A 12,605-nucleotide genomic window follows, 5' to 3' on the forward strand; every position below is an offset into this window, starting at 1 on the left:
GCGCATGCCGGGACAGACAGAGAAACAGACGCAATGAGGCTCGCGATCCAGAGCAGCCCGTTGCGACCCAAGGTGCTGTGGTCTGCCATCGCCTAGATCATACTCGTCATCATTTCTGGCCTGCCGCGACTCACCTCAAAAAGGCTTCGAGAGGTCCGATTGCAGTGCCACGCTCTGCTCGACCCCACTCTCGTTATCGCCGAGGAGTTCGACATAGACCTGATGCAATTGGCGGTGTGTCTTCTGAACGTCATAAAACTGCTTGAAGCGATCGTAGCCGCGTTGTCCCAAGACCTTGAGATCCAGATCGAGCATCCGTCGGAAGCCGTCGATGAGAGGTTGAACCGCGACAGGCTCGCAAAGCACGCCAGTGACTCCGTCAACGACGATTTCAGGGAGCGCTCCGCTGTGGAAGGCCAGGATGGGCTTGGCCGCGCGCATCGCTTCCAGAGCGACGAGGCCGAAGGCCTCCCATCGTGACGGGATGACGACGAGATCGGCCGCCTCCAGCTGAGCCTCGATTTGCTGACGATCCAGCCAGCCTAGCAGCGAGACGTTGGCGGGAACCGCAGCTCCGTCGAACTTATTGACCACGGAGGCGCCGACAATGCGAACATCCAGGACATCTTCGAGGGATCGTGCGGCCTCGATCAGGAGGTCGAAGCCCTTTTGTCGATCAAGACGGCCGATGAAAAGGACCTTGGCCTTCTTTGAAGTCCAATCTGTCGCAACGCCGTGCGGCAGTGGGCGGCTCTTGGAGATGCCATTGTGCACCAGGGTCAGACGGTCAGTCGGAATTCCCGCCCGAACCGCTTCATTGAATTCATCGCCGGAAATGCAGATGATACGATCCGACGTGCGGGCCAGAAGAGTCTCTGCAGCTTTTGCCGCCAGATGGCTCAGGCGGCCGGTCTCTCGCGAGAATGCCCAGCCATGCGGGCAATAGACGACGCGAGGACCTTCAGAACGAGCGGCCAACGCGGGCCGTAGAACGAGTCCGGCAAACGACGAATGGAGATGCATGACGTCAGGCTTGAGGGCGTCGAGCGCCTGCATGCTCGCCCGCAGCATCTGAAATAGTCCGGCGATGCTGCGGCCCGATCTGTCGAAGGTCGTGATCTGGCTATCATCGATTCCAACGAGGTCGTGGCGATGATCCGATGGCACAATATAGTGCACGTTCTCCGCGCCGAAGCTCGCTTGTTGCTGCGGATGCAATTCGTTCAGGTAGCTCGCTATCCCACCCCGGATGGTTTCCGCGACATGCAGCACCTTCACCGCCTGCCTTGCGGAGGATTGAGTTGGGAAGATCGACATGGCGCATCCTTAATTGAGCATCAATGGATGCGATCACAATCCATCCAATCCATAGCGAGATTTGGGCAGCGGTGTGGTGTTGTTGCGCCGCGATGCTGAAGCTCGCGTCCGTCGAAGTCGAACGTGCGCATGGAACCCGTTGGACGCCGAACCGCTGTCAGCAGCGTGCTTGAGACAGCTGCGCGCAGAATTTAAGCGCTCTCCGCCAAACCGGCGGCGCCTCGCTATGCGCGCGACGCGAGAAAATCCAACAGTGCTCGCGCCGAGTCTTGCCACGAGTATAATGCAAGACGATCCTGTTGCTTTCTGCGTTCCTGATCAGAGATTGCGCCGACTGCCAACCTTTCGAGCATAAGCTGTTTCAGCGCTGGAGCGTCGTTGGCGCAAAAATAAGCAGCTGCTTCGCCGCACGTTTCCATCACCGCGTCAGCCGTCGAGGCTATGACCGGACAGCCGAAGATCATGGCTTCAAGTGGCGGTACACCAAAGCCCTCGTAAAGAGAGGGGAAAACGAACGCCAGAGCGTGTGCATACAGAGCTGCAATCTCCCCGTCCGCCAGACGTCCCGCCAGAAGCAGGCCCGATTCGCTCTCGCCCAGATTGTCTTGAAATACCTTGCTGTTGTCACCGCCGACAATGACGAGCGGAACGTCCTTTCGTTCGAGCAGCCGCGCCGCCTCGATTGCAACGGCGAGATTCTTGTTCTTGGTTCTGGAGCCGACAAAGAGAAAATATTTTCCTGGCTGAAGCCCTAGTCGGTCGAGAATACCGGGATCAGGCGTTGTGGACGCGAAATGCTCCGCGCTGTTGGGGAATATCGGAATGTCGGTTTTCGAAAGGCCAAGCATTGCAGCCAGTTCATTGCGAGAAAAGGCCGATACGGTTGCGATCGTGGCCCGGCGCGCAAGCAGGCGCCCCATCGTTCGGTGGACGGCCAGATAGCGCCAATTGAAGAAATCGGGCCGGCGGAAGACCTGTGCGTCGTGGATGACGACAATATGATCACGATGAAACACAGGTCCGGCATTGGCTAGACTGATCAGGCGACCTCCAGTGGCAGCGCGCGCAAGTTCAATCTGATCCCAGGCATGTCCGCTCAACCGTCCGATCTTGCGTACCTTGATGTGGGCGAGATTGATCGCTTCGCTCGTCTCGCTCGGCACGAGCAATTGCCACTCGGCTCCTCTGAGGGCAACGGGCAATTGGTCGGACGCAAGCAGGGCATCGATCGCTTTGACCAGTTCGGCGGCATAACGCTGAACGCCGGTCAGCTTTTGCGAGAGAAAGCGGCCGTTGATGAAAAGCTTCAATTTTGTGCCGTTCGGGTTGTCGATGCCACAAAGCGTGGGTCGCGATTTGTGCTTTCGAACCAAATGTGAGCACGGAAAGAAGCAGCCCGAAGGCACGGAATTATGACGACATCGGTCGTGTGATCGCGCTGTTCGTTCGGCGCTCCGGGAACACTTGTTGAAAATCTTGCCGGGCAGCCGGGAGCCCTTTATGGGCGCGCATCCGATGTTTCGTCGGCAGGCAAAGGGCGCCCCTTCTGGTTAACTTGGGAAGGCTGACATCCGAAGCGCCCGGCATTAAGCTTGCCGATGCGAGGCGGCTGTTCTCCAATGCTGAACCCTTGCCTCTACCGGTTCAGTCTGGCAATGCGGTATATGAGGACGGACAACGGAGTTTATTTTGGCCCCCGTGGTGGTTACCGGCGCTGCCGGCTTCATCGGCATGCATGTCTGTGAGCGCTTGCTTGCGCGCGGGGAACGAGTTGTCGGCATCGACGCAGTAACTCCTTACTATGATCCGGCGCTCAAGCGCGCTCGCCTCGAGATGCTCAAGCATGATGCTTTCACGTTCCACGAGATCGACCTTGCAGATTTCGCTGCGGTGACGCGTGTGTTCGACGAGGTCTCGCCCGACCGCGTGGTGCACCTTGCGGCGCAGCCCGGCGTGCGCGCCTCGATCGACGACCCAATCACCAGCATCCGCGCCAATTGTGATGGCTTCGTCACCGTGCTCGAAGCCGGCCGGCGCCACGGTCTGGCGCATCTCGTCTACGCCTCGTCGAGCTCCGTGTATGGCGCCAATCGCACCTTGCCGTATTCGACCGAGCATTCGGTCAATCATCCGGTCAGCCTCTATGCCGCGAGCAAGAGGGCCAACGAGCTGATGGCGCACACATTCGCACATGTTCACAAGCTGCCGGTGACCGGTCTTCGCTTCTTCACTGTCTATGGTCCATGGGGCCGGCCCGACATGGCCGCCTGGCTCTTCACGCGCGCGATCTTTGCGGGTGAGCCGATCAAGCTTTTCAATAATGGGAATATGTGGCGCGATTTCACCTACGTCGACGACATCGTCGAGGGCGTGATCCGCACCCTCGATCGGCCCGCGACGCCGAATCCCGCGTGGAACGCCGAGCAGCCGGAAATCTCGTCGAGCTATGCGCCGTATCGCGTCTACAACATCGGCAACAATTGCTCGGTCAATTTGATTGAGTTCGTCGAGACACTGGAGAAGATCATCGGCAAGCCCGCGATCCGCGCGCTTTTGCCGATGCAAGCTGGCGACGTCCTCGAGACGCGCGCCGACATTTCGGCCCTGCAACGCGACGTCGGCTTCACGCCCTCGACGCCGCTGGCGGATGGCTTGGGCCGCTTTGTCGAATGGTATCGAAATTATCACCGCGTATAAACCCCTCTCTTGAGTAGCTCACACGTGTCCCAAAAAGTCATCCCCCTGATCATGTGCGGCGGTGCCGGAACGCGGCTTTGGCCGGCTTCGCGCGAGGTGCGGCCCAAGCAGTTCCTGCCGCTGTTCGGCACGCGCTCGACCTTTCAGGACACGCTGTTGCGCGTCTCGGAGGCCTCGCTGTTCGATCGCCCGATCGTCATCACCAATGCCTCCTACCGCTTCATGGTGCTGGAGCAGCTCGCCGAGATCGGCATCGAGGCCGACGTGATCCTCGAGCCGATGCGGCGCGATTCCGGCCCGGCGATCGCAGCCGGCGCGGTGTTCGCACAGAACCGTTCGAGTGAGGCGATCGTGCTCGCGCTCGCCGCCGACCACGTGGTGCAGGACAATGCGGCGTTCGTCGCGGCGTGCCGCCAGGGCCTCACCGCCGCGAGCGCCGGGCGCATCGTCACCTTCGGCGTCAAGCCGGAACGGCCGGCGACCGAATACGGCTATATCAGCCCGGGCGAGGTCATCTCCGGCGAGGTACACGCGGTCGCGCGCTTCGTCGAGAAGCCGGATGCGGTGAAGGCGGCCGACTACGTCAATTCGGGCTATCTCTGGAACAGCGGCAACTTCATGTTTCCGGCCGCCGTCCTGCTCGACGAATACCGCAAGGTCGACGCGGCGAGCGTGGAGGCGATCTCCAATGCCGTGACCAATGCCGGCCGCGATCTCGGCTTCGTGACGCTGGAGCCCGAGGCGTTCGGCGCCGCCAAGGCGATTTCGATCGACTATGCGGTGATGGAAAAGACCGCGCGCGCGGCGGTCGTGCCGGTGTCGTGCGGCTGGTCCGACGTCGGCTCCTGGCACGCGGTGTGGGAATTGTCGGACAAGGACGCGCAAGGCAATGCTTCGCACGGCGCCGCCGTGTTCGAAGATAGCCGCAATTGCAACGTCACCACCGATGCCGCGCTGGTCGCGCTCGAAGGCGTCGACGATCTCATCGTCGTCGCGACCGCGGATGCAGTGCTCGTCTCGCGCCAGAAGGATGCCAACGGGCTGAAGCGGCTGGTCACAAAACTCAAGGCGGTCGCACCGAAAGTCACCGAGGAGCACCTCAAGGTGCATCGGCCCTGGGGCAGCTACCAGTCGGTCGACAATGGCGAGCGCCACCAGGTCAAGCGCATCGTGGTGAAGCCGGGCGGACGGCTGTCGCTGCAGAAGCACCATCATCGCGCCGAGCACTGGATCGTGGTCCGCGGCACCGCCCGCGTCACCGTCAACGAGACCGTCAAAAGCGTGCACGAGAACGAGTCGATCTATATCCCGATGGGCGCGGTGCACCGGATGGAGAACCCCGGTAAAATCATGCTGGAGCTGATCGAGGTCCAGACGGGAAGCTATCTCGGGGAAGACGACATCATCCGGATTGAAGACGACTATCAGCGCTCTTGAGCAGAGTGTCGCTCCAACATTCCGCGAACATTTAGAAATTGTCCTGCGAACTGCGATGATCTGAACAGGCTGTTATGACCGACGACACGCATACGATCCGCAGCGGCGGGCTCACCGCGACCATCAAGGCGCAAGGCGCGGAGATGTGTTCGCTGGCGAGCGATGCCGGCATTGAGTTCGTCTGGCAGGCGGAGCCGGCTTGGCCGCGCCATGCGCCGCTGCTGTTTCCGATCGTCGGGCGTCTCGCCAATGACGAATTGCGGCACCGGGGCAGGACCTACCGGATGACCCAGCACGGCTTCGCGCGCGACAGCCGCTTTGCGTGGGCGGAACGTGGCGAAAGTCGCTGTGTCCTGGTGCTCGAAGACAGCGAGACGACGCGCGCGCTCTACCCCTTCGCGTTCCGCCTGACGGCAACCTATGCGCTCGACGAATCCGGTCTCGATCTTTCACTCGTGGTCGCGAACACCGGCAAGGAGATATTGCCGGCCTCGCTCGGCGGCCATCCCGCTTTCAACTGGCCGCTCCAACCGGGACTGGCGAAGGAGAGTTACGCGCTGAGCTTCGCGAACGCAGAGCCATCTCCCGTCCGCCGTCTCGACGGCGGCCTGCTGCGTCCGGCACCGGAGCCGAGCCCGATCAAAGGCTCCGTGTTGCCTCTGTCCGAATCCCTGTTCGTCGACGATGCAATCATCTTCGATCGGATCGCGAGCAATTCGGTCCGCTATGCCGCGGAGCGGGGCGCGTCCACCGGGCCGTGGTTGGAAATGTCATGGCGCGGCTTTCGCGAGCTTGGCGTCTGGTCGAAACCATCTGGCGCGCAGTTCCTCTGCATCGAGCCCTGGCGCGGCTATGCCAGTCCGGCCGGCTTCGACGGCGAATTCACTGACAAGCCGGGCCTGATGCACATCGCGCCTGGGACGGAAGAGCAATTGTCATTTCGGGTTGAGGTCGGATCGTCCTGAGGCCGGACGGCCTTCGCGCATCTCGAGTTTTCAGACCTCGATCCGGGTGAGGTCCTCGCCGAGCACGACAGGACCCGAGTAGTCCCGCCTGACGTCCACGAGCAGCGCGTTCAGCATGGAATCGTCGGTGCGAGGCCGGTGATGGGTCAGCGCGAGCTTCTTGACGCCGGCCTTGGCCGCGACTTTGCCGACCGTATCGCCACAGGCCATCGTGAATTTCGCAAGCCGGCGCAGGTGCTCGTTGTCGATCTCCGGCGTGGCGAGGAAGCAGCACTGGACCAGCAGGTCGGCCCCCTCAGCCAACCGCTCGAGACCGGGGCAGGGCACCGTGTCGCCGGAAATTGCGATGACCTTGCCCTCGGCCTCGAAGCGATAGCCGAGACACATCCAGCGTGCGAGGAAGGCCGGCGACATGTCGAGGCCGTCGCCATGCGAGACGAGTTCGGCGCTGATCTTCCAGCGCCCGGTGTCGAGAACGGGGCCCGGTATAATGTCGGTCGCGACGACAGGTTTCCAGCCGCCGAAGCTCGGCTCGCCCTGATCGCGCCAGGCGATGTCCTTGTCGTAGACCTGCGTGACGAGCGTATTGACGAGCCGTTCGGTATCCGGCGGTCCATAGATGCTCAGATCGTCCTTGCGCCCGTGCAACCATGAATTGAGCATCACATCGTAGAGGTCGCCGATGTGGTCGAAATGGTGATGGGTGAGAAAGACCGTGTTGATGGAGCCGAGCGGCACGCCCGCTTTGCTGAGCTGCACCATGACGCCGCGGCCTGCATCGATCAGGATGTTTTCCTCGCCCAGCCTGATCAGCGTGGTCGTCGCCATGCGGCGCGGGTCCGGGCGCGGGCCGCCGGTGCCGAGCAGGATGACTTCCATGGCGCCACCTCCTGGGGCAGACTTTTCGGGACGCCACAGTAGATTTGAAGCTCTTGGCGGGGCAAGTGGCCGCGGGATGGGCGTCAGCCCGCACAACAGCCGCTCGTGCGGGGCTCCCGAACATGATGCTCGGGATGAGAAGTGTGGGCCAATTCATACTTAATGCGGCCAGATCGTGACCAATGTTGTTTGGGCGCGCTAACGCGCCTAGTATTGCAGCAGGCAATTCGAGGGGGCTCGAACAGTCGTGAATGTACGTTCACAGGACGGCGCGCTCGGCGACCTGAGCTTCCAGGTCGGCCCGCAAGCACACAGGACATCCAACATCGTGGCTGATTCCGCAGTTCAGGAATTGCGTGTCGCTGGCCGCGAGCGGCTGATCGTCGTCGAGGACGATCCGGTGACGCGGACGATGCTGGTCGGTTATTTCAGCGAGAACAATTTCGACGTGGTCGGCGCCGGCTCCTGCGCGGAATGCCGCCAGGCGCTGCGGATGCGGACCGATCTCGTCTTCCTCGACGTGCAACTGCCCGACGGCGACGGTTTCGATCTCGCCAAGGAGATCCAGGCGACCAGCAATGCGGGCATCATCTTCGTCACCCGCCGCGACACCGACGTCGATCGCATCCTCGGCCTCGAGGTCGCGGGCGACCACTACGTCACCAAGCCGATCAATTTGCGCGACCTGCTTGCGCGCGCGCGAAGCGTGCTGCGGCGGCGCTCGATCGACCGCAAGGCGGCGCGCAACCACAATTCGATCGCCTTCGGCGACTGGATCATCGACCTGACGCGGCGCGAGCTGCTCGGCAGCGACGGCAAGCCGGTGGCGCTGACACGCGCCGAATTCGACCTGCTCGCGGCGCTCGTCGGCGCCGACGGCAGGCCGCTTAGCCGCGACTATCTGATCGAGGTCGTCAGCAATCGCCAGGCCGAGGTCGACATCCGCACTGTCGATGCCTTGGTGGCGAGGCTGCGCCGCAAGCTCGTCGGCAGCGGCACGCCCGTCATCACCACGGTCACCGGCGTCGGCTACAAGCTCGCGCTGAGCGAGCGGCTCTAGACGGAGGCGCAGCACGACATGGTGCCGGCGGCGCCAGCGGGTTCAGCCACTGAAACCGACCAGGAACCGAATCGCGAGAAAGGCCGACAAGGCCACGGCGCCGGTCGCGACGATTGCGAATAAAACTCTCAAACTGTTGTGCATGATCTCTATTCAGGTTCGGTTTCAAAGTTCGGTTTCAAAAATGTCGTTCGTCTAACCGCTGCTCGTCTCTGGGCAGGCAATTCTATTGGCGTGATGCGACCCGTTTCCACCTGGCTTCGACGCGAGCCTTGATGAGGCGGACCCGGGCTTCCTGTGCTGCCCAATATGCCCTGCTCGCGACCGCCGTGCCTTGACGGTAACGCGCGTAAACGTCCTTCGGCTGTGCCGGGGTTTTTTGATTGTGCGCTGACTTCGAGATGGTGGGCGCCGGAGTTGGCGCCGGTGCCACATCTGGGATTGCGGCAGCCTGGCTTCCCACACTCGTCGAGTTCATAGAGACAAGACGATTGCGGGCGCGGTGACAATAGACCTGGGAGCGCGGAGTCATGGACTCCTCGTCGTGACCGGCTCGATATTTCATCAGGGCTCGGCAAAGGTCCCCGCCGGCCAGGCGCCATGCGCGGCTCAGATAGAGAACGCCGTAGTGGATGTTGATGTCGGGCTCTGCGAGTTCTGCGTTATTTCCCCGAAATCCGAGCATCGCTGCCGTTTCGGGCCGAACCTGCATGAGGCCGATCTCGCCGACGGCGCCAATGGTGCCCGGATTGTATCCGCTTTCGACGAAGACGACGGCCTCGGCTATGTCGGCGGGCAGATTGGTCTTGGCCGTTTCTCTTTCGATGATTTTTCGGATCGCCGCCCGCGACGCCGGCGTCTCTCCAGCGCCGAGATCTGCATCGCGACCGCCCGCCGCCAACGCCGGTTCCACGTCGTTCTGGGCGTGCACGGAGGTGGATGCCAACCAAAGCACAGCGATCGCAACGTGTGTCCACGTTGCGCGGGCGTTGATGTGTGTTCGATCCCGCAGCATGGACCACGTATTATATCTTTCGAGTTAACAACCGATTTTCTGGCGGCTCGGGGTGCGGCCCGGCTCGGACGGCGCGAGCGGCCGGCGGCGCAATGAAGCTATCGCGACCGCGAGCTCTGGTCGGTTGATGTGCTTGGCGCAGCCCCGGCCAATTTGTCGTCGACTGCATAGAGCGTGCAGGCAGACGACCATTTTGTGCAGGCGGCAAGTGAATCGCGCTGGGCGTCGTCGGCCGTCGCCCGCCCCGAACGCCAGCCGTAACCGCCGTTCGGCGACACCGCAAAAGCCTTGTGCGGCATCGTGCTGGCGAGATAGCGCGCGAACTCGGCACGTGCGGCCTCGCTGAGCTGGCCCGGTGGCGGCAGCGGATCAGGCGGGGTCAGGACATCGTGGCCGAGACCTCGCTCGCGCAGGAAGGCGTCGAGATACGGCGTCCATTGCGGACGGCTCACGACCGAATAGAGATAGTGCCCATCGTCGCCGAAAGGCGGCGCGGCGATGAATTTCGCATTGCCGCCATTGGCGCGAAATCCGTCGTGGAGGCGCCGCGCGAGGTCGGGACCGAAGTAGGAATCATTGCTGGCATAGACCCACAGCATCGGCGCGCGCGAGGTTTTGCCGAACGTGGCGAAGGCCTGCACCAGCCCGTTCGGATTGCAGACGTCGTCGTCATCGCGCGAGCCGCGCCCGCCGGCAAAGCTGATCGCGGCGGCGAGACCCGCTGGCGCCTGCGCGGTCAACGCGACGGTGGCGAACCCGCCGGCGGAATGGCCAGCCGCGATCATGCCTGAGGTGGTGACGTCGGCCCTCCGCGCCATCGCCTCGATCGACGCGCGCAAATCCGCCACCGCGACCGCCGCGGCCGGCAGATAAGCGGCGTTGGCGCAGCCGCCGACGCTGTCGACGCGCCCGCCGGGCGAGGTGCCGTAGCCGCGCCGCATCACGATCAGCGCGGCAAAGCCGCGCCGGGCATATTCGAGAGCGATGCCATAATATTTGTGCGCGGACATCGTCGCGCGATCGTCGAAACTGCGCGGCGAGCCGTGGCTGAGCAGCGCGAGCGGATAGCGCTTGGTCCCGGCCGGCCGGACCAGGAACGCCTCCAGCCCCTGCGGTCCGGCCTCGACCATCGGGATACGCAAATCCTCGGTGTAGAACTCCGCGGCCATCGCATCGGGCGCGATGCCCGCCATCGCAAGCCAGGCCATCAGAACAACCAACAGCCTCTGAAACAGCGTCATGCCCCGACTCGAAAAGCCCCGATCGAAAGACCATAGCATGATCTCAGGAACGGCCGCCCCATTGCGGGTGTTGTGCTCTTGGCGCGGGCTTGGCCGATGCTATGGTATTGCGCAATCTCTACGACAGGACGAGGTATATCCAGTGGCTGATGTTCATCCCGCGGCGGGCAAGCAGGCCTCGCCGGACGCGCTCACCAACGTTCCGCGGCTGGTGACGGCCTATTTCGCCGGCAAGCCTGATGTCGCGGATCCCGCGCAGCGGGTGGCGTTCGGTACCTCCGGCCATCGCGGCACCTCGTTCAAGACCAGCTTCAACGAGGGCCATATCCTCGCGACGACGCAGGCAATCTGTGATTACCGACGTGAAAAGGGGCTGACCGGTCCGCTCTTTATCGGCATCGACACCCATGCGCTGGCCGAGCCGGCGCTGGTCAGCGCCGTCGAGGTGTTCGCGGCCAACGGCGTCGACATCATGATCGACAAGGACGGCGGCTATACGCCGACGCCGGTGATCTCCCACGCGATCCTGACCTACAACAAGGGCCGCACCTCGGGCCTTGCCGATGGCGTCGTCGTTACGCCCTCGCACAATCCGCCCGAGGACGGCGGCTACAAATACAATCCGCCGCATGGAGGACCGGCCGACACCGATGCGACCTCCGTGATCGAGAGGCGCGCCAATGCCTATCTCGCCGACGGCCTCAAAGGCGTGAACCGCATCGACTACGCCAGGGCACGCAAAGCCGCGAACGTCCACGCCTATGACTTCGTCACACCCTATGTCGCCGATCTCGGCAACGTGGTCGATCTCGACCTGGTCAAATCCGCCGGCGTCAATATCGGCATCGATCCGCTCGGCGGCGCCGCCGTACATTACTGGCATCCGATCATCGAGCGCTACGGCCTGAAGGCGACCGTGGTGAATGAGGCGATCGACCCGACGTTCCGCTTCATGACGGTGGACTGGGACGGCAAGATCCGCATGGACTGCTCCTCGCCCTATGCGATGGCGAGCCTGATCGCGATGCGCGACCGCTTCGACGTCGCTTTTGCCAACGACACCGACGCGGACCGCCACGGCATCGTGACGCGCACCGGCGGCCTGATGAATCCGAACCATTATCTCGCGACCGCGATCTCCTATCTGTTCGCGCATCGCCCGAATTGGGGCAAGGACGCCGCGATCGGCAAGACCGTGGTGTCGAGCTCCATCATCGACCGCGTCGCGAAAAAACTCGGCCGCAAGCTGGTCGAGACGCCGGTTGGGTTCAAATGGTTCGTCGACGGTCTCCTCACGGGCGGCTTCGGCTTCGGCGGCGAGGAGAGTGCAGGCGCCTCGTTTCTGCGCCGCGATGGCACGGTGTGGACCACCGACAAGGACGGCATCATCCTCGGCCTGCTCGCGGCCGAGATCATGGCGAAGACCGGCCGCGATCCGAGCCAGCTCTTCAACGACCTCACCGCCGAGTTCGGCGTGCCCCATTACGCGCGCATCGATGTCGCCGCCACCACGCCGCAGAAAAACATCCTGAAGTCCGTCACGCCCGAGCAACTCGGCCTGAAGGATCTCGCCGGCGATCCCGTCCGCGCCACCCTGAGCAAGGCGCCCGGCAACGGCCAGCCGTTCGGTGGCATCAAGGTCGAGACCGATTTCGGATGGTTCGCCGCGAGGCCCTCGGGCACCGAGGACGTCTACAAGATCTACGCGGAGAGTTTTCGCAGCCCCGAACACCTGAAGGCGATTCAGCAGGAGGCTCAGGCAGGGTTGGCGAAGGTGTTCGGGGCATAGGACACTCCAGCGGCAGGAAGCGCGCCGTATCCTAGGTGTCATCGCCCGCGCAGGCGGGCGATCCAGTACGCCGCGGCGGAAGTTGTGTGAACCCAACGTCTGCCCCGGCGTACTGGATTCCCCGCTTTCGCGGGGAATGACCGCGGAGCTATGTATGTATACACGATCTGGTATTAAGGTATTATAATACACCATATCCGCGCTT

Annotated in this window: 10 protein-coding genes; 5 read left to right on the forward strand and 5 right to left on the reverse strand. The window is 62.8% G+C overall.

Annotation, left to right across the window (positions count from 1 at the left end):
• Nucleotides 1–135: 135 nt before the first annotated feature.
• The gene (locus AC0L3K_RS10640; RefSeq protein WP_473365941.1) at nt 136–1,317 is read right to left on the reverse strand and encodes a glycosyltransferase; all 1,182 of its coding nucleotides are present in this window, start codon (nt 1,315–1,317) and stop codon (nt 136–138) included.
• Nucleotides 1,318–1,541: 224 nt separating this feature from the next.
• Complete coding sequence (locus AC0L3K_RS10645) at nt 1,542–2,627, reverse strand: glycosyltransferase family 4 protein (RefSeq protein ID WP_473255856.1); 1,086 nt, start codon at nt 2,625–2,627, stop codon at nt 1,542–1,544.
• A gap of 379 nt (nt 2,628–3,006) precedes the next feature.
• On the opposite strand from AC0L3K_RS10645, the gene AC0L3K_RS10650 reads away from it, so the two are divergent.
• The 3 genes from AC0L3K_RS10650 to AC0L3K_RS10660 all read left to right on the forward strand — a co-directional run bounded on the left by AC0L3K_RS10650 (nt 3,007) and on the right by AC0L3K_RS10660 (nt 6,416).
• Nucleotides 3,007–4,014: an NAD-dependent epimerase/dehydratase family protein gene (locus AC0L3K_RS10650; protein WP_473255855.1), complete on the forward strand. Its 1,008-nt coding sequence runs from the start codon at nt 3,007–3,009 to the stop codon at nt 4,012–4,014.
• 24 nt (nt 4,015–4,038) lie between these two features.
• Nucleotides 4,039–5,451, forward strand: a complete 1,413-nt coding sequence (locus tag AC0L3K_RS10655; protein ID WP_354127431.1) for a mannose-1-phosphate guanylyltransferase/mannose-6-phosphate isomerase — start codon at nt 4,039–4,041, stop codon at nt 5,449–5,451.
• Nucleotides 5,452–5,525: 74 nt separating this feature from the next.
• Nucleotides 5,526–6,416 carry an aldose 1-epimerase family protein gene (locus tag AC0L3K_RS10660; protein WP_473365942.1) on the forward strand — a complete coding sequence of 297 codons (891 nt, stop codon included), beginning with the start codon at nt 5,526–5,528 and terminating at the stop codon, nt 6,414–6,416.
• 30 nt (nt 6,417–6,446) lie between these two features.
• Here AC0L3K_RS10660 and AC0L3K_RS10665 read toward each other — a convergent pair whose 3' ends face one another.
• Complete coding sequence (locus tag AC0L3K_RS10665) at nt 6,447–7,295, reverse strand: MBL fold metallo-hydrolase (RefSeq protein ID WP_473256439.1); 849 nt, start codon at nt 7,293–7,295, stop codon at nt 6,447–6,449.
• A 247-nt stretch (nt 7,296–7,542) separates the two neighbouring features.
• Between AC0L3K_RS10665 and AC0L3K_RS10670 the strand changes: the two genes are divergently transcribed.
• Nucleotides 7,543–8,355, forward strand: coding sequence for a response regulator transcription factor (locus tag AC0L3K_RS10670; RefSeq protein ID WP_354127428.1), 813 nt, complete (start codon nt 7,543–7,545; stop codon nt 8,353–8,355).
• 226 nt (nt 8,356–8,581) lie between these two features.
• Here the strand turns inward: AC0L3K_RS10670 and AC0L3K_RS10675 are convergent, their stop codons facing one another.
• Complete coding sequence (locus tag AC0L3K_RS10675; RefSeq protein ID WP_473365943.1) at nt 8,582–9,370, reverse strand: transglycosylase SLT domain-containing protein; 789 nt, start codon at nt 9,368–9,370, stop codon at nt 8,582–8,584.
• 98 nt (nt 9,371–9,468) lie between these two features.
• Nucleotides 9,469–10,611: an alpha/beta hydrolase family protein gene (locus tag AC0L3K_RS10680; protein WP_473365944.1), complete on the reverse strand. Its 1,143-nt coding sequence runs from the start codon at nt 10,609–10,611 to the stop codon at nt 9,469–9,471.
• A gap of 142 nt (nt 10,612–10,753) precedes the next feature.
• On the opposite strand from AC0L3K_RS10680, the gene pgm reads away from it, so the two are divergent.
• Nucleotides 10,754–12,400: a phosphoglucomutase (alpha-D-glucose-1,6-bisphosphate-dependent) gene (gene pgm / locus AC0L3K_RS10685; RefSeq protein WP_473365945.1), complete on the forward strand. Its 1,647-nt coding sequence runs from the start codon at nt 10,754–10,756 to the stop codon at nt 12,398–12,400.
• The last annotated feature ends 205 nt before the right edge of the window (nt 12,401–12,605 follow it).

It is taken from the genome of Bradyrhizobium sp. MI1.10 (assembly GCF_055811035.1).